Origin of the sequence: Ralstonia sp. 22086, assembly GCF_052045975.1 — a bacterium.
GTDB classification, from domain to species: Bacteria; Pseudomonadota; Gammaproteobacteria; order Burkholderiales; family Burkholderiaceae; genus Ralstonia; species Ralstonia wenshanensis.
Window position 1 is genome coordinate 701,257 of record NZ_JBQEPZ010000003.1, and the last position, 16,698, is coordinate 717,954.

14 protein-coding genes are annotated in these 16,698 nt (G+C 64.1%); 3 read left to right on the forward strand and 11 right to left on the reverse strand.

Annotated elements, in window-relative coordinates:
- The first annotated feature begins 1 nt into the window (after position 1).
- Both phcR and ACTJK6_RS16480 read left to right on the forward strand, forming a co-directional pair.
- A complete protein-coding gene (gene phcR, locus ACTJK6_RS16475; protein WP_260802153.1) occupies positions 2–1,108 on the forward strand; it encodes a two-component system hybrid sensor histidine kinase/response regulator PhcR in 1,107 nt (368 codons plus the stop codon).
- A gap of 82 nt (positions 1,109–1,190) precedes the next feature.
- Entirely contained in the window at positions 1,191–2,198 is a 1,008-nt protein-coding gene (locus ACTJK6_RS16480) for a response regulator (RefSeq protein ID WP_316870191.1), read from the forward strand.
- Between the two features lie 33 nt (positions 2,199–2,231).
- Here ACTJK6_RS16480 and ACTJK6_RS16485 read toward each other — a convergent pair whose 3' ends face one another.
- The 8 genes from ACTJK6_RS16485 to ACTJK6_RS16520 form a co-directional block, all read right to left on the reverse strand.
- The gene (locus tag ACTJK6_RS16485; RefSeq protein ID WP_316870192.1) at positions 2,232–3,641 is read right to left on the reverse strand and encodes a THUMP domain-containing class I SAM-dependent RNA methyltransferase; all 1,410 of its coding nucleotides are present in this window, start codon (positions 3,639–3,641) and stop codon (positions 2,232–2,234) included.
- Positions 3,642–3,658: 17 nt separating this feature from the next.
- A complete protein-coding gene (locus ACTJK6_RS16490) occupies positions 3,659–4,081 on the reverse strand; it encodes a CopD family protein (RefSeq protein WP_027680553.1) in 423 nt (140 codons plus the stop codon).
- An 85-nt stretch (positions 4,082–4,166) separates the two neighbouring features.
- Positions 4,167–5,447 (reverse strand): glutamate-5-semialdehyde dehydrogenase, encoded by a 1,281-nt coding sequence (locus ACTJK6_RS16495; RefSeq protein WP_433865272.1) that lies wholly within the window; start codon positions 5,445–5,447, stop codon positions 4,167–4,169.
- A gap of 73 nt (positions 5,448–5,520) precedes the next feature.
- Complete coding sequence (gene holA / locus ACTJK6_RS16500; RefSeq protein WP_440839572.1) at positions 5,521–6,597, reverse strand: DNA polymerase III subunit delta; 1,077 nt, start codon at positions 6,595–6,597, stop codon at positions 5,521–5,523.
- A gap of 25 nt (positions 6,598–6,622) precedes the next feature.
- Positions 6,623–7,147 (reverse strand): LPS-assembly lipoprotein LptE, encoded by a 525-nt coding sequence (locus tag ACTJK6_RS16505; protein WP_440839573.1) that lies wholly within the window; start codon positions 7,145–7,147, stop codon positions 6,623–6,625.
- Between the two features lie 30 nt (positions 7,148–7,177).
- Positions 7,178–9,811 (reverse strand): leucine--tRNA ligase, encoded by a 2,634-nt coding sequence (gene leuS, locus ACTJK6_RS16510; RefSeq protein ID WP_440839574.1) that lies wholly within the window; start codon positions 9,809–9,811, stop codon positions 7,178–7,180.
- Between the two features lie 178 nt (positions 9,812–9,989).
- A complete protein-coding gene (dapB, locus tag ACTJK6_RS16515) occupies positions 9,990–10,781 on the reverse strand; it encodes a 4-hydroxy-tetrahydrodipicolinate reductase (RefSeq protein ID WP_232040994.1) in 792 nt (263 codons plus the stop codon).
- 123 nt (positions 10,782–10,904) lie between these two features.
- Complete coding sequence (locus ACTJK6_RS16520) at positions 10,905–11,561, reverse strand: outer membrane protein assembly factor BamE (protein ID WP_316870198.1); 657 nt, start codon at positions 11,559–11,561, stop codon at positions 10,905–10,907.
- Between the two features lie 149 nt (positions 11,562–11,710).
- Between ACTJK6_RS16520 and fur the strand changes: the two genes are divergently transcribed.
- A complete protein-coding gene (fur, locus tag ACTJK6_RS16525; protein WP_232040996.1) occupies positions 11,711–12,142 on the forward strand; it encodes a ferric iron uptake transcriptional regulator in 432 nt (143 codons plus the stop codon).
- Between the two features lie 71 nt (positions 12,143–12,213).
- Here the strand turns inward: fur and ACTJK6_RS16530 are convergent, their stop codons facing one another.
- The 3 genes from ACTJK6_RS16530 to tkt all read right to left on the reverse strand — a co-directional run bounded on the left by ACTJK6_RS16530 (position 12,214) and on the right by tkt (position 16,670).
- The gene (locus tag ACTJK6_RS16530) at positions 12,214–13,257 is read right to left on the reverse strand and encodes a LysR family transcriptional regulator (RefSeq protein ID WP_232040997.1); all 1,044 of its coding nucleotides are present in this window, start codon (positions 13,255–13,257) and stop codon (positions 12,214–12,216) included.
- Between the two features lie 312 nt (positions 13,258–13,569).
- Positions 13,570–14,568, reverse strand: coding sequence for a type I glyceraldehyde-3-phosphate dehydrogenase (gene gap / locus ACTJK6_RS16535; protein WP_009241512.1), 999 nt, complete (start codon positions 14,566–14,568; stop codon positions 13,570–13,572).
- A gap of 86 nt (positions 14,569–14,654) precedes the next feature.
- On the reverse strand, positions 14,655–16,670 hold the full coding sequence (tkt, locus tag ACTJK6_RS16540) for a transketolase (protein WP_232040998.1): 2,016 nt from the start codon (positions 16,668–16,670) through the stop codon (positions 14,655–14,657).
- Positions 16,671–16,698 lie beyond the last annotated feature (28 nt).

The window sequence follows — 16,698 nt, forward strand, 5'->3', positions numbered from 1 at the left end:
CATGGACACCACGCCGGACACCGTCACCATTCTCTACGTCGACGACGAAGCGCAAGCCTGCAAATGGTTCGCGCGCACGATCGGCGCCGGCTACGAGGTACTGACGGCCAACAGCGTCGAAGAGGCCAAGACCGTGCTGCGCGATTCGCACGAGCGCATCAGCGTGGTCCTGACAGACTTCCGCATGCCGGGCGGCGACGGCACCGAACTGCTGCGCTTCATCGATGCGGAATACGGCGACATCGCCACCATCCTCGTCACCGCATATGCCGACAAGGACCTGCTGATCCAGGCCGTGAATACCGGACGCGTGTTCAAGATCCTGGAGAAGCCCTATCAGCCCGAAGACGTGCGGCGCTCGCTGCAGGAGGCGCTGGCACTGCGCCAGGACCGCCTCTTGCGTACCCAGCGCCTCATGGCAATCGACGAAACGCTGGCCTTTCTTGCGCACGAGCTGAACACGCCGCTGGCCGCCATCTCCAACTTTGCGCGCGGCATCCGCATGCGCGTGGACCAGACCGAACCCACGCCCGGGGCCCTTCCCGAAATCGGCCGCGCGGCCGATCGCGTGCAGGACAACGCGCGCTATTGCCTCTCCGTCATCGCCACGTTCCTGAACTCCGTGCGCAACACCTACGGCAAGCCCGGCACAGCGGCCACGCCCAACAGCGCGGGCGGGCTGATCCGCTCGTTGTTCGACACGTACCCGTTCACGAACGCGCAGCGCGAATGGGTGTCGTACCGCGTGGAAGACGATTTTCCGATCCAGACGCTGCCCAACTGCGTGATGCTGGTGCTCTCGTCGCTCACGAGCAACGCGTTGCAGGCGCTGCGGCACACCAATGCGCCGAAGCTTCAAATCGTTGCCAGCCGCGTGCCGGACGCCGGCAACGCCCAGCACATGATCCGGATTGAGGACAACGGCCCCGGTATCGCGCCCGACGTCCTTGCTCGGCTGACCATCGACCCCGTGACAACGCGCGCCGAAGAAGGCGGCAACGGCATGGGCATGATTTTTTGTACGCGGATCATGCAATCGTTCGGGGGAGCGATTGCGATTGATTCTGCACCCAGCGCAGGCACGCGCGTGACTCTGACGTTCCCATGACAAGACCATCAACACTACGAACCACGCCGCACGTGATCCGCGCGTTCGCCGTATTGGCTGCATTTGCTATGAGGAGTGACGGATGACCAATCCCGGGGGCAACGAGCCCAAGATCCTGTACGTGGACGACGAGACATTGGCGCTGACTTACTTCGGCCGTGCCATCGGTTCACTCGCGCCGGTCGTCACCGCCACCTCGGTCGAAGAAGGCAAGCGCATGCTCGACCAGCACGCCGCCACGCTGGGCGTGCTCGTGTCGGACCAGCGCATGCCGGGTGAACTCGGCAACGAACTGCTGCGCTACGCACGCGAGCGCTATCCGCACCTCGTGCGCATCCTGACCACCGCCTACTCCGAAATCGAAGACACGGTTGAGGCAGTCAACCAAGGGCAGATTCACCGTTACATCAAGAAGCCGTGGGACATCACCGCGCTGCGTGTGGAACTTAAGCAGGCGTTGGAGTTCTCCGATCTGCGCCGCGAGCGCGACGCGCTGCTGCGCGAGAAGATGACCGTACGCCAGAGCCAGACGCTCACGCATCGCATCGGCGCGCTGCAGACGCTGTACCTCGCAGTGTCGGGGCTGTCGTCGTTCAGCGCCGTCAACGATTACCTGCGCGCCGCAGCGGCCGTTGGCCTGCAATCGCTGGCACAGCCCGACTGGGCGATGAAGGATTACACCGAGCTGGTCGGCGAAGAAAGCCTGCGCACCGGCGAGTTCAGCCACGCAGTGCGGCAGGCATATCTGGACTTGTCGTCGCGCTTTGACAGCAAGCCCGCGGCGCAAGCGTTGGAAGTGCTGGCGGAGGTGCTTCACGGCAAGGTCTCGCCGTCGGGCAGCGATGCGGCGGCGGTAGTGGATCTCACCGCGCTGACGGAATTCCTGGAGGCGGCGTCCACGCACAAGGTGTCGGAATCGCATGCCAAGTGGCTGGCGTTCCTGCTGTGGCTCGACGGCAAAGGCTGGTCGCTCACGGCAGAGCGCGATGGCGCGACGGTGAAGCTGCGCCTGCTGGACAACCAGACGCAGCTCACGCCGGATCAACTCGCGGCGTGGATGGAGCATTTCCAGGATCTGCAGGCCGCCTGAAGCGGGCCCGCAGTTGTCACACAACGCCGATGCTTATGCGTCGGCGTTGTCGTTTGAAGTACCGTCCTGTGCAGGCCGCTCGGGTCGATCGCGCATGCCGCCCTTCACCATATCGAAGCGAAACAGACGGCATTCGATGTTGCCGTTGTAGAGCGGTGTGCGCTGCGATTCCTTCAGCCGCATCCGACGCGGCATCGAGAGATCGCCGGTAAAGACGAACGCCTTCCAGCCCGCGAACTCGCGCTTGAGCGTGCCGGCAAAGGCCTGCGCAAATTCGTTGGCGGCAGCCTCTTCCTCGGGGTCGACGGGCGGTGGCGGTTCGGGCTGACGCAGCTCACGCATCGGACGGCGCCCGTCGTCGCGCGGGGCGCCCATGGCGCGGCTGGCGCGCTCGAACACGGTGCCATCTTCCTCGCCCTCCCCTTCCGGCCGGCGACGGCGCGAGCCGTGTGCACCACGCACCACAATACGCTCGCCGTATGGGGGATTCATCAGCAACACACCGGCGGTCTCGAATGGCGGCTTGCCGAAGCGCGCATCGACCTGCTTGAGCACCGGCTCGCCCGGCAGGCCGGCACGTTGCCAGTTGGCAGCGGCATAGGCGAGCATGTCGGTGGAAATATCGGCACCAGCAACCAACGGCGGCGCACGGCGCATAGATGCCGCGGCCGCATCGGCGGCGGCTTCGCGCAGGCGCTTGAAACATTTGGCGTCATGGTCCTGCAACCACTCGCAGGCAAAAGCGCGTTGCCCGCCTGGCGCAATGCCAAGCGCACGCTGCGCAGCTTCAACGAGGAACGTGCCGCTGCCGCACATCGGATCGTAGAACGGCATGCCGTGGGCACCCGTCCAGCCCGTCAGGCGCAGGATGCCGGCGGCGAGGTTCTCCTTCAGCGGGGCCTCGCCCTTTTCCTGGCGCCAACCGCGCTTGAAGAGCGGCTCGCCGGTGGTGTCGAGGTAGATCGTGCAGTCCGTCTCGGTCAGGTACGCGTAGATGCGTACGTCGGGCGAGACCGTATCGACGCTCGGGCGCGCGCCCATGCGCTGGCGGAAGCGGTCACACACCCCGTCCTTCACGCGCAGGCCGACAAACTTCAGGCTTTGCAACGGCGATTTGTGCGCCGTCACGTCCACGCGGATCATCTCGTCGGGCGTGAAGTAATCTTCCCAGCGCTGCGCGGCGGCCAGCGCGTAGATGTCGTCCTCCGAGCGATACCCGCGCGAGCCGAGCCGCATCAGCACGCGGCTGGCAATGCGGCTGTGCAGGTTGACGGCATACGCCGCGCCCTGCGTGCCGAAGAAGTGCACGCCGCCCGGGACGGTGCGGCCCACCTCGAACGCGGCCAGCTCGTCCACCTCGGGGCGGATGGCGATTTCGGCCAGTTCATCGGCCAGCGCCTGTTCCAGCCCGCGGGGGCATGGCGCGAAGTAAGCAGTTGCCATCGGAAAACCAGAAAAAATCAGAATGGCTTCACGACCACCAGGATCGTGATCGCCAGCAACAACAGTACCGGCAGTTCATTGAACCAGCGATAGAACTTGTGGGACCGTTTATTGGCGCCCGCCTCGAACTTGCGCAGTAGCACGCCGCAACCGTGGTGATAACCGATCGTCACGAGCACCAGTGCGAGCTTCGCGTGCATCCAGCCATTGGGCGGATACAGCCCGATGCGATATCCCAGGAACAGCCACAGCCCAAGCAGGATCGCGACAATCGCCAGCATGGTCGTGAAGCGGAACAGCTTGCGCGCCATGATCAGCAGGCGCGTGATGGCCGCGCGCTCGGTTTCCATCGCAAGATTGACGAAGATACGCGGCAGATAGAACAGCCCGGCAAACCACGACGCAATGAAGACGATGTGAAAGGCTTTGACCCAGAGCATGCGAACCGTCCCGTGAATGATGTGAAGCGCGATCGGAAAAAACAGCGCGCCGCTCGTGGCGGCGCTTAACGTGCAGCAAGCGATATCAGGTGCGAATCTCGCCGTGCCCGAACACGACGTACTTGAGCGAGGTCAGCCCCTCCAGCCCGACCGGCCCGCGCGCGTGGAGCTTGTCGTTGGAGATGCCGATCTCGGCGCCCAGGCCGTACTCGAAACCATCGGCAAAGCGCGTGGATGCGTTGATCATCACGCTGGCCGAATCGACCTCTCGCAGGAAGCGCATGCCGGTCGAATAGTTCTCGGTGATGATGGAATCGGTGTGTGCGGAGCCGTAGGTATTGATGTGCTCGATGGCGGCGTCCAGGCCGTCGACGGTACGGATCGACAGGATCGGCGCGAGGTATTCGGTGTGCCAGTCGGCCTCAACGGCGTCCTTCAGATTGCCGAAACCGGCAGCTTCCAGCGTGGCACGCGTGGCCGGGCACACGCGCAGTTCCACACCCTTGTCCTGGTAGATCTTTGCCAGCGGCGGCAGCGCGCGTGCAGCCACGTCGCGCGACACAAGCAGCGTTTCCATCGTGTTGCACGGCGCGTAGCGCTGCGTCTTGGCGTTGTCGCATACGCGCACGGCCTTCTCGATGTCGGCATCGACGTCGATGTAGACGTGGCAGATGCCGTCCAGGTGCTTGATCATCGGCACCCGAGCTTCTTCGATCAGACGCGCGATCAGGCTCTTGCCGCCGCGGGGGACGATCACATCGACGTACTCCGTCATGGTGATGAGCTTGCCGACCGCCGCGCGGTCCGTGGTGGCCACCACCTGCACAGCATTGGCAGGCAGGCCAGCATCGGCCAGCCCTTCCTCGATGAGCGCCGCCAGCGCGCCGTTCGATTCGATCGCTTCGGAGCCGCCGCGCAGAATGGTCGCGTTGCCCGACTTGATGCACAGCGCCGCGGCATCCACCGTCACGTTCGGCCGCGACTCATAGATGATGCCGATCACGCCAAGCGGCACACGCATCTGGCCGACCTGGATGCCGGTTGGACGGAACTTCATGTTGCTGATCTCGCCGATGAGGTCGGGCAGCGCGGCGATCTGCTCCAGGCCAGCGGCCATGGTGTCGATGGCGCGGTCGGTCAGCGTGAGGCGGTCGATGAAGGCTGCATCCTGGCCGTTGGCGCGGGCACGCTCGACGTCGCGGGCGTTGATCTCTTTGAGCTTGGCGGCATCGCGACGGACGGCGGCCGCAATATGCAACAGCGCGCGGTTCTTTTGCGCGGTGCCGGCACGTGCCATGCCGCGCGAGGCGGTGCGCGCCTGACGGCCAACCAGGGCCATGTATTCGTTCACGTCGAGCTGCTTCATGATCATCGCGACCGGCGGACTGCCGGCAAATTCAGTGTGAGGACAATTCGGAGGCTTGCGCCGATGGCGCGGATCAGGCCGGCACCGGGAGGCTGCCCGGCCGCGCGATGCGCATCGCCAGTTGCAGCAGGCCATCCCATGGTTCAGCCGGAAGCAATGGTTCGCGCAACCCCTTGACCTGCCGATCCAGCTTGGCAGCCATCGAGAGCGCGCCTTCCAGCTCGCGCTGCGACAGCCGCTGGGCCGCCTGCGGCACCAGCCGCTCCCGCGGGCCCCAGACCCGAAGCTCCCGCAGCATGGACGCCACCGGTTTGCCCTGGGCCACGCCCGAGGCGATTTTTGATAATACGCGAATTTCTTCGGTCAACGTCCAGAGGACCAGGACGGTCGCTTCGCCCTCGCCGCGCAGGCCTTCGAGCATGCGGACCAGCCGCGGCACATCGCCCGCCAGCATGGCTTCCGACAGCTTGAACACGTCGTAGCGCGCCACGTTGAGCACCGCGTCGTGCACATCGTCGAACGTCAGCACGCCCGGCGGATGCAGCAGACCAAGCTTCTGGATTTCCTGATGCGCGGCCAGCAGGTTGCCTTCCACACGGTCGGCAATGAACTGCAGCGCGCGGCGGCCGGGCTCGCCAGGCTCCACGCGCTGCTGCTGGCGCGCCAGGCGCTCGCCAATCCAGCCGGGCAGCTTGGTGCGATCCACCGAATCGACCTTGATCGACACGCCAGCGCCTTCCAGCGCCGCGAACCACGCCGACTTGGCAGTCGCAAAATCCAGACGCGGCAGCGTGATCAACGTGAGGGTATCGGTGGCGGGGCCGGACGGTGTGCCCGCAGCCAATGCGCGTAAGGCTTCGCCGCCATCCTTGCCGGGCTTGCCGGACGGAATGCGCAGCTCGACGATCTTGCGATCCCCGAACAGCGACATCGATTGCTGCGCCTCGGTGACGCGCGACCATGAGAAGCCGCGCTCGACGCTCATCACCTCACGTTCGGTAAAGCCCTGCGCGCGTGCGGCCTGGCGCAGCGCGTCGACGGCTTCCAGCGCGAGCAGGTGCTCGTCGCCATGCACCACATAAAGCGGCGCGAGCCCCTTGGCGGTGGCCTGCTTCAGATGACCTTCGAGCGCATCGAGCCGCAATTGCATGGCAAACCTTGCCCTGATCCGCCGCTTACGACGGCAGCTTCACGGCGGCCAGACGCCGCACGAGCTGGTTGATCGTATCGCCCTGCATGTCGCGGTAGAGCGCCGCTTCTTCGTAGTCCTTGGCAAGCACCTGCGTCTCGTTGTACGAGAGATCACGGAACTGCGTGATTTCCGATGGCGGGATCAGCAAGTTGTCGTGCGCATCGCGCAGCTGGAAGCGGAAGCGATACGTGATGCGATATTCGCGCACCACACCTTGCGGCGTGAGCGACGAGATGGTCTTCACGCGGTCTTCGGCCAGCACGTCAAGCAGCGCATCGGCGTCTTTCTTGTCCGACACGATGATGGTGTCGGAACCGTTGTCGATCAAGCGACGCAACTGCGCCCGCATCTGCGAGTTCTGCGGCAGATTGATGTACAGCCGCTTGAACGCGAAATCGGCATTGCCCCGCATGTGGAAGCCGCAGGCGGACAGCGCCGGCAGCGCGATCGCCACGGCAAGGACAGCGCGACCAAAGCGGCGGCGGGACAAACCTCGGGACAACGACATAACCATGCGTTCCTTGAGTGGGATGGCCGCTCAGGCCACCACGTTCACCAGACGGCCCGGCACCACGATGATCTTCTTGGGCGGCTTGCCTTCAGCAAATTTCTGGACCGCTTCATCCTTGGCGGCAATCGCTTCAATGGCAGCACGATCGGCGTCGGCGGGCACGACGATGCTGCCGCGCACCTTGCCGTTGACCTGCAGCACGAGTTCGATCTCGCTCTGCACCAGCGCGCCTTCGTCGACCTGCGGCCACGGGGCGTCGAGCAAGTCGCCATACACGCCGGCGTAGCCCAGTTCCGTCCACAGCACGTGCGTGATGTGCGGCACCACCGGATACAGCACGCGCAGCAGCAGCCCCAGGCCTTCGCGGCGCGCATCGGCGCCGGCGTCCTTGGCGCCTTCCAGCGCGTTAAGCATCTTCATCGTCGCCGAGACGACGGTGTTGTACTGGAGGCGCTCGTAGTCGTAGTTGGCCTGCTTAAGCACGGTGTACAGCTCGCGACGCAGCGTGCGATCGGCATCCGTTGCACCCGCCACGACGCCATTGCCATGACCGGCGCGAATGGCGTCGCCATGGGCCACGCCAAAGTTCCACAGACGGCGCAGGAAGCGCGAGGCACCTTCCACACCGGCGTCGTTCCACTCGAGCTGTTGCTCGGGCGGCGCGGCGAACATCGTGAACAGGCGCGCCGTGTCGGCACCGTACTGGTCGATCAGCGCTTGCGGGTCGATGCCGTTGTTCTTCGACTTCGACATCTTCTCCACGCCGCCGATCACCACGGGCTGGCCATCGGCCTTGAGCGTGGCGCCCACGGGGCGGCCGCGTTCGTCGGTCTGCACGTCAACATCGGCCGGATTGATCCACTGCTTCTTGCCCGAGGCGTCTTCGCGATAGTACGTCTCGTTGAGCACCATGCCCTGCGTGAGCAGGTTGGTGAACGGTTCGTCGAACTTGACCAGGCCCAGGTCACGCATGACCTTGGTCCAGAAGCGCGCGTACAGCAGGTGCAGGATGGCGTGTTCGATACCGCCGATGTACTGGTCCATCGGCATCCAGTAATCGTTGCGGGCGTCGACCATGGTCTCGCCGTCCGGGCACGTATAGCGCATGTAGTACCAGCACGAATCGATGAAGGTATCCATCGTGTCGGTCTCGCGGCGCGCGGGCTTGCCGCACGACGGGCACGTGCACTCCAGGAAGCGCGGGTCCTTGGCGAGAGGGTTGCCCGTGCCGTCCGGAACGAGATCCTCGGGCAGGCGCACCGGCAGATCCTGCTCGGGCACCGGCACGACACCGCAGCTCTCGCAATGAATCAGCGGAATCGGCGTACCCCAGTAACGCTGGCGCGAGATACCCCAGTCGCGCAAACGCCAGGTGGTCTTCTTCTCGCCGAGACCCTTGGCGGCCAAATCTGCGGCCACGGCATCCACGGCCTGTTGGTAGTTCAGGCCGTCGTACTTGCCGCTGTGGAAGAGCACGCCGTGCTCCTTGTCACCGTACCACTCGGCCCAGGTGGTCGTGTCGTACGGCTGGCCCTTTACGTCAATGACTTGCTTGATCGGCAGGTTGTACTTGTTGGCGAAGGCAAAGTCGCGCTCGTCGTGCGCGGGCACGCCCATCACGGCGCCATCGCCGTAGGTCATCAGCACGTAGTTGCCGACCCACACCGGCACGGATTCGCCCGTGAGCGGGTGCGTGACGGTCAGGCCGGTCGGCATGCCCTTCTTTTCCATGGTGGCCATGTCGGCTTCCATGACGCTGCCGTGCTTGCACTCTTCGATGAACGCGGCGAGTGCCGGGTTGGTCTGCGCAGCATGCGCGGCGATCGGGTGCTCGGCGGCCACGGCGCAGAAGGTCACGCCCATGATGGTGTCCGCACGCGTGGTGAAGACGTACAGCTTGCCGTCGTTGATGAGCTTGCCGTCATCCCCGGAAACGTTGTGCGGGAAGGCAAAGCGCACACCCTCGCTCTTGCCGATCCAGTTCTGCTGCATCAGCTTGACGCGCTCGGGCCACCCAAGCGGGTCGAGGTCGGAGAGCAGCTCCTGCGCATACTTGGTGATGCCCAGGTAGTACATCGGGATCTCACGCTTTTCCACGACCGCGCCCGAGCGCCAGCCGCGCCCGTCGATCACCTGCTCGTTGGCGAGCACGGTCTGGTCAACCGGGTCCCAGTTGACGGTGCCGGTCTTGCGATAGGCGATGCCCTTTTCGAGCATCTTCAGGAACAGCCACTGGTTCCAGCGGTAGTAGTCGGGGCTGCAGGTCGCCACTTCGCGCGACCAATCGATCGCCAGGCCCATCGACTGCATCTGCTTCTTCATGTAAGCGATGTTGTCGTACGTCCATGCAGCCGGTGCCACGCCGTTGTTGAGCGCCGCGTTTTCCGCCGGCATGCCGAAGGCGTCCCAGCCCATCGGCATCAGCACGTTGTATCCCTTCATGCGCAGCTGACGCGTCATCACGTCGTTGATCGTGTAGTTGCGCACGTGGCCCATGTGCAGCTTGCCCGACGGATACGGCAGCATCGAGCAGGCGTAGAACTTGGGCTTGTCCGAGCCGTCAGCAGCGCGCGCGTGTTCGGTCACCCGGTAGGCGTCCAGGGCCTGCCAGTGTTGCTGCGCTTGCTGTTCGACTTCAGACGGGGAGTATTTGTCTTGCATGGTGATGGGTCGTCCGGGTGCCCCGGGCGATTGCAGCCGCGCCACCAACGCGCGCAGCCGGATTGAATAACGGAAAAGGCCCGATTATACCGTCGCCACCCGCCCCATCCGGGCGATCGCGAGTGGAGAAAAAGGGCGCCGGACAGGCCTGCCGGCGCCCCTTTCCAGCCCGCCTGATTTACAGGCCGAGCACGTCGTTCATGTCGTACAAGCCCTTCTTGCCAGCTACGTAGATTGCAGCGCGCACGGCACCTTCGGCATACGACTGGCGCGTGTTGGAGCGATGCGTGATCTCGATGCGCTCGCCGTCACCGGCAAACAGCACGGTGTGGTCGCCCACGATGTCGCCGCCGCGCACGGTGGCAAAACCGATGGTGCCCAGCTCCCGCGGGCCGGTCTCGCCTTCGCGCGCATAGACGGCCCGGTCGGCCAGCTTGGTACCCTGTGCCTCGGCCACGATCTCGCCCATCTTGAGCGCGGTGCCAGACGGCGCGTCAATCTTGTGCTTGTGGTGCGCCTCGATGATCTCGACGTCGTAACCCTGCGCCAGGATCTTGGCGGCGACTTCGATCAGCTTGAAGGTCGCATTCACGCCCACGCTCATGTTCGGTGCCCAGACCACGCCGATCGATTCACCGTAGGTCTTGAAGCTGGCCTTCTGCTCGGCCGTGAAACCGGTCGTGCCGATCACCACGGCAGTTCCCAGCTCACGCGCCACATTCAGGTGATTGAGCGTTGCGTCAGGACGCGTGAAATCGATCAGCACGTCGGCCTGCGAGAGCCCGGCGCGCACGTCGTCGGTCACGATCACGCCGGTGGTCTTGCCAAGCTTGGCGCCCGCGTCCTGGCCTACGGCATCGCTGCCCGGGCGGTCCAGCGCGGCGCCCAGCGTCACGCCCGGCGTGCGCAGTACGGTGTCGATCAGCATCTGGCCCATGCGGCCCGAGGCGCCTGCAATCGCAATTTTCATGTCGGTGGAAGCGAAAAGCTGCAAAAGAGAAAGCGGTCTGTAAAACGCACAAGCGGCGGAACCCGTCCGCCGCTCGCTCGAAGATGGTGCGCCGGTGTTCTGGCTACGTGCGCCCCTGGGCGTTCAGGGCGACGTAGTGGCCGGCGGCGGAACGCTGGTGTCGGTACCGCCACCGCCGGTGCGGTGCTCCGGCAACGTCACGTCAACTTTGTTTTTGGAGCCGGTGGTCGACTGCACACGGTCGGCTGCTTCAGCCGATGGAATCGACGGCGCACGCGCTGCCGGTGCGGCACCCGCAGCAGCGGCGGCTTGCGCGGCGTCCTTCTTCGGGCGCTTGATGCCGTCGATTTCGGAGATCAGCTCCGATTCGGACGGCAGTTCATCCGCGCCCACCCATTTGGCCAGGCGATCGCCGTCAAACCACACGGTCAGCTTGCGCTCCTGCACAACGGCCGTGTTGCCCCGCTTGAATGAGAAGATGTAGTCCCAGCGGTTGGCATGGAACATATCCGTCAACAGCGGCGTGCCCAGTACAAAGCGCACTTGGTCGCGCGTCATGCCTTCCTTGAGCTGCGCCGCCTGTTCGCGCGAAACGAAATTGCCTTGCACGATATCGATGCGATACGGCGTGATGGCATTGGCGATCTTGCGCGTGGTGCTGTCATAGGTGCCGCATCCGGCCAGCAACGCCGACGCAGCGAGCATGGCACCCACCATCAGACCGCCGCGACGGGCGAAGTGGGCAAAACGGACAGGACTGCGCGCAAAGGAAAAGGTCATGAGCGATCGGCCTTCAAACGGTTCCGGACATGCCGGTACGGGAGGAATCGGCGAGGGCCAGGCACATCGTGCAGGCCCGTCAATAGGACTTTTGCCGCCAAAACCCTTATGATTGGAATCCGAACATTGTACTCTAGGGAGCCTGGCGCATGCCGAGTCCTGCAGACCTCAAGAACATCGGTCTGAAAGCCACGGTGCCGCGGTTGAAGATCCTCGAGATCTTTCAGACCAGCGAAGAGCGCCACATGAGCGCCGAAGACGTGTACCGCATCCTGCTCGCCGAGCACATGGACATTGGCTTGGCCACGGTCTATCGCGTGCTGACGCAGTTCGAGCAGGCGGGGCTGCTGTCACGTAACAACTTCGAATCCGGCAAGGCGATCTACGAACTCAACGAAGGCAAGCACCACGATCACCTGGTGTGCCTCGATTGCGGCCGCGTGGAAGAATTTTTCGATGCCGAGATCGAGCAGCGCCAGCAGAGCATTGCCCGAGCGCGCGGTTTTGCGCTGCAGGAGCACGCGCTGTCGCTCTATGGCAATTGCGTGAAGGAAGCCTGCCCGCACCGACCAAAGCGCTGAAGCGTTATCGCAAAAGAAAACGGCCGCATCGTCTGCGGCCGTTTTTCATTGGAGCGGCGAGATGGCGGATGTCAGACGGACAACCGCGTCTCGCCCTCCTTTTCTGCGTCGCCCTGGCCGCCTTTCTCGGCCTTGCCGTGCGCATTGGCTTGCATGGGCGGATGCGCCGGAACACCCGACGCCTGCCCGGTGTATTCGGCCACGACCTGCTTGAAGAGCTGACGCGCCCACACCAGCATTGGATGCGTGTTGCGGCTGCGGTGCCACAGCATGTTCAGGCCCAGCACGGTTTCAAGCTCCGCCGGCAGCGGGAACGCGTTGAGGTCGTACATCTTGCAGACCATATCCTTCATCAGCGAGTTGACCGTGAAGATCATGTCGGTCTGGGCGGCCACTTCGCCCTGTGTGCGCCAGCTATGCACGGTCATGGTCGAGTTGCGCTTGAGGCCACGCTGCTGCAAGGCGTAGTCCAGTGGAATGAGCGAGGGAGCGACGCGACTGCCGGGGCTGCCCTGCGCGATGAAGATGTGCTCGCAGTCGAGGTATTGCTCGAGCGTGCAGCGTTCGCCCAGGATCGGGTGGTCCTTGCGTGCGCAGACCCACATGTTGAAGGAGGTCACCACCTCTTCCATGATCTCAGGGTGGCGCGTGGGGAACGGCGAGAACGCCAGATCCAGCTCGTTGGCGCGCATGGCGGCTACATCGGCTTCCCACGAGGACGACTCGGTCAGGCGCACCTGCAGTGCCGGCGCCAGCCGCTTGATGCGCAACAGGAAGCGATCGAACAGCGCATCGCCCAGCGTGCCGGCAAAGCTGACATTGAACGTGCCGGTGGCTTCGGCCGGGTCAAACGTGGCGATGTCGCCTTCGTTGATGGCGGCCCACAAGTCGAGCATCTCGCGCACCTTGGGGCCCAGTTCCAGCGCCTTGGGCGTGGGAGTCAGGCCATGCGGCACACGGATGAAGAGGGGATCGTCGAAAATTTCGCGTAGACGGCCCAGCGAATGCGAGACAGCCGGTGCGGTCATGTGCATCTTTTCAGCCACGTAGGTGGCGTTGCGCTTGCTGAGCAGCTCAACAAAAATCACCAGCAGCTTGGTATCGACGTTGACCATGGGACGCCTTGGCTCGAACACGTTGGAAAACTGGAAAGGCAACCATTGCCGAGGCAATGGGTCGGATGCGGCGTAAAAGCCCGCCACATCACAATGTAGTAATTGTTCAGTGTACGGACTGCAACCCGATTTTCAAAGCGAATTCCTGTAGCGCGAATTCGAAACTTGCCCGCCCGCAAACGTTTCTTTTCAGTTCTTAACAAACCGGGATCGAACATGCGCGGAGTGGCGCGTGGCTGTGACGGCTGCTCCGCTTCGCTCACTTATGAAAAACGCGCCCGAAGGCGCGTTCGTCTGTTCCATTGATCGGGATTACTTGCCGACCACGCGCGCCATTTCCAGGCACTTGTTCGAGTAGCCCCACTCGTTGTCGTACCAGCTCACGACCTTGATGAAGGTGCCGTCGAGTGCGATGCCGGCTTCGGCGTCGAAGATCGAGGTGCGTGCATCGCCGCGGAAATCCGTAGCGACGACCTTGTCTTCGGTGTAGCCCAGCACGCCCTTCAGCGCGCCTTCGCTCTGTGCCTTCATTTCGGCGCAGATTTCAGCGTACGTGGCGGCGCTTTCCAGTTCGACGGTCAGGTCAACGACCGACACGTCCGAGGTCGGCACACGGAACGACATGCCGGTCAGCTTCTTGTTCAGTTGCGGGATCACCACGCCCACGGCCTTGGCGGCGCCAGTGGACGACGGGATGATGTTTTCCAGGATGCCGCGGCCGCCGCGCCAGTCCTTGTTGGACGGGCCGTCAACGGTCTTCTGCGTGGCGGTGGCAGCGTGCACGGTCGTCATCAGGCCGCGCTTGATGCCCCACTTGTCGTTCAGCACCTTGGCAACCGGTGCCAGGCAGTTGGTCGTGCACGAAGCGTTGGAGATGATCGCCTCGCCCTTGTACGTTTCGTGATTCACGCCGTACACGAACATCGGGGTGTCGTCCTTGGACGGGGCCGACATGATCACCTTCTTGGCGCCCGCGTCGATGTGCTTCTGCGCGCCTTCCTTGGTCAGGAAGATGCCGGTCGATTCGATCACCACGTCGGCGCCGACTTCGCCCCACTTCAGCTCGGACGGATCCTTCACGGCGGTCAGGCGGATCTTCTTGCCGTTGACGACGAGCGTGTTGCCGTCGACCGACACTTCACCGTCGAAGCGGCCGTGCACCGAGTCGTACTTCAGCATGTACGCCAGGTAGTCGGGCTCGAGCAGGTCGTTGATGGCAACGACTTCGATGTCCTTGAAGTTGGCGGCGGCGGCGCGGAACACCATGCGTCCGATGCGGCCGAAGCCGTTGATGCCGATCTTGATGGTCATGGTCAGTCTCCTGATAGCAGAAAAGAAATCGACGGTGCGATAAAAACCAGCGCGGCACCTCGTGGGTGCCGCATACGCAAATTCAGTTAAGCAACGACGCTCTTGGCGGTGTTCACCACGTTCTCGACGGTGAAGCCGAAGTGCTTGAACAGCACGCCCGCCGGGGCCGACTCACCGAACGTGTCAATACCGACCACGGCTTGTACCTGGTACTTCCACCAGAAATCGGTCACGCCTGCCTCCACGGCGATGCGCGGCACGCCGGCCGGCAGCACGCTCGCTTTGTAGGCCGAGTCCTGTTTGTCGAACACGGTGGTGGCGGGCACCGAAACTACGCGCGCGTGGATGCCCTCGGCGGCGAGCTGGTCTGCTGCACCGACTGCCAGGCCAACTTCCGAACCGGTGGCGATGATGACCACGTCCGGCTTGCCGTTGGGGGCATCGCGCAGCACGTAGCCGCCGCGAGCAATGGCTTCGCGCGTGGCCGGGTTGCGCGCCTGGAACGGCAGGTTCTGGCGGCTGAAGATCAGGCAGCTCGGGCCGTTTTGGCGCTCGATGGCGGCGGCCCAGGCGACCGCCGTTTCGGTGGTGTCGGCGGTGCGCCAGACATCCATGTTCGGGATCAGGCGCAGGCTGGCAACGTGCTCGATGGACTGGTGCGTCGGGCCGTCTTCGCCCAGGCCGATGGAGTCGTGCGTGAAGACGAAGATCGAGCGGATCTTCATCAGTGCGGCCATGCGCAGCGCGTTGCGGCTGTAATCGGAGAACGTCAGGAACGTGCCGCCGTACGGAATGTAGCCACCGTGCAGCGCGATGCCGTTCATGATGGCGCTCATGCCGAACTCGCGCACACCGTAGTTGATGTGGTTGCCCCAGGCATCCACACGCACGGCCTTGCTGCCGCTCCAGTTGGTCAGGTTCGAGCCGGTCAGGTCGGCCGAGCCGCCCAGCAGCTCGCCCAGCACCGGGCCGTAGGCTTCGAGCGTGTTCTGGCTGGCCTTGCGCGTGGCAATGGTCTCGGCCTTCTGCTCGCACTTCTCGATGAACTCGGCGACGGCCTTGTCGAAGGCTTCCGGCAGTTCGCCACGCATGCGGCGCTCGAACTGCGCAGCCTCGGCCGGGTAGCGCTCGGAATACGCATCGAACAGGGCATTCCAAGCCTTTTCCAGTGCCTGGCCCTGGCCCTTGGCATCCCAGGCGTCGTACACGGCCTGCGGAACTTCGAACGGAGCGTGCGGCCAGGCCAGCGCTTCGCGCGCGGCAGCGATTTCAACGCCGCCCAGCGGGGCGCCGTGCACATCGTGACCGCCTTCCTTGTTGGGCGCGCCCTTGCCGATGAGCGTGCGGCAGCAGATCAGGGTCGGCTTGTCGGACTTCTTGGCTTCGGCAATGGCGGCGTCCACGGCGGCAACGTTATGGCCGTCGACGGCGCGGATCACGTTCCAGCCGTACGCTTCGAAGCGCTTCGGGGTGTCGTCGTTGAACCAGTGGACAACGTCGCCGTCGATCGAGATGCCGTTGTCGTCCCACAGCGCGATCAGCTTGTTCAGCTTGAGCGTGCCGGCCAGCGAGCAAGCCTCGTGGCTGATGCCTTCCATCAGGCAGCCGTCGCCCAGGAAGACATAGGTGTGGTGGTTGACGATGTCAAAGCCCGGGCGATTGAATTCCTGGCCCAGCAGACGCTCGGCGAGGGCCATGCCGACGGCGTTGGTGATGCCCTGGCCCAGCGGGCCGGTGGTGGTTTCCACGCCCGGGGTGATGCCGTATTCCGGGTGGCCGGCGGTCTTGCTGTGCAGCTGGCGGAAGTTCTTCAGCTCCGACATCGGCAGGTCGTAGCCGGTCAGGTGCAGCAGCGCGTAGATCAGCATCGAGCCGTGGCCGTTGGACAGCACGAAGCGGTCGCGATCAGGCCAGCGCGGGTTCAGCGGGTTGTGGCGCAGGTGGCGGCTCCACAGTGCCACGGCGATATCCGCCATGCCCATCGGCGCGCCGGGGTGGCCCGAATTGGCTTGCTGGACGGCGTCCATGGCAAGCACGCGAATGGCGCTGGCCATCAACTGGGTAGGCTGGGTGGTATTCGAGTGGAGGGCGGGGGCGGTCATGCGAACCTGCGGCAGGAGATAGGCGGGA

Coding starts and splice junctions, on each gene's coding strand:
- phcR (WP_260802153.1), top strand. CDS start 2: ATGGACACCACGCCGGACACCGTCACCATTCTCTACGTCGACGACGAA.
- ACTJK6_RS16480 (WP_316870191.1), top strand. CDS start 1,191: ATGACCAATCCCGGGGGCAACGAGCCCAAGATCCTGTACGTGGACGAC.
- ACTJK6_RS16485 (WP_316870192.1), bottom strand. CDS start 3,641: ATGGCAACTGCTTACTTCGCGCCATGCCCCCGCGGGCTGGAACAGGCG.
- ACTJK6_RS16490 (WP_027680553.1), bottom strand. CDS start 4,081: ATGCTCTGGGTCAAAGCCTTTCACATCGTCTTCATTGCGTCGTGGTTT.
- ACTJK6_RS16495 (WP_433865272.1), bottom strand. CDS start 5,447: ATGAAGCAGCTCGACGTGAACGAATACATGGCCCTGGTTGGCCGTCAG.
- holA (WP_440839572.1), bottom strand. CDS start 6,597: ATGCAATTGCGGCTCGATGCGCTCGAAGGTCATCTGAAGCAGGCCACC.
- ACTJK6_RS16505 (WP_440839573.1), bottom strand. CDS start 7,147: ATGTCGTTGTCCCGAGGTTTGTCCCGCCGCCGCTTTGGTCGCGCTGTC.
- leuS (WP_440839574.1), bottom strand. CDS start 9,811: ATGCAAGACAAATACTCCCCGTCTGAAGTCGAACAGCAAGCGCAGCAA.
- dapB (WP_232040994.1), bottom strand. CDS start 10,781: ATGAAAATTGCGATTGCAGGCGCCTCGGGCCGCATGGGCCAGATGCTG.
- ACTJK6_RS16520 (WP_316870198.1), bottom strand. CDS start 11,561: ATGACCTTTTCCTTTGCGCGCAGTCCTGTCCGTTTTGCCCACTTCGCC.
- fur (WP_232040996.1), top strand. CDS start 11,711: ATGCCGAGTCCTGCAGACCTCAAGAACATCGGTCTGAAAGCCACGGTG.
- ACTJK6_RS16530 (WP_232040997.1), bottom strand. CDS start 13,257: ATGGTCAACGTCGATACCAAGCTGCTGGTGATTTTTGTTGAGCTGCTC.
- gap (WP_009241512.1), bottom strand. CDS start 14,568: ATGACCATCAAGATCGGCATCAACGGCTTCGGCCGCATCGGACGCATG.
- tkt (WP_232040998.1), bottom strand. CDS start 16,670: ATGACCGCCCCCGCCCTCCACTCGAATACCACCCAGCCTACCCAGTTG.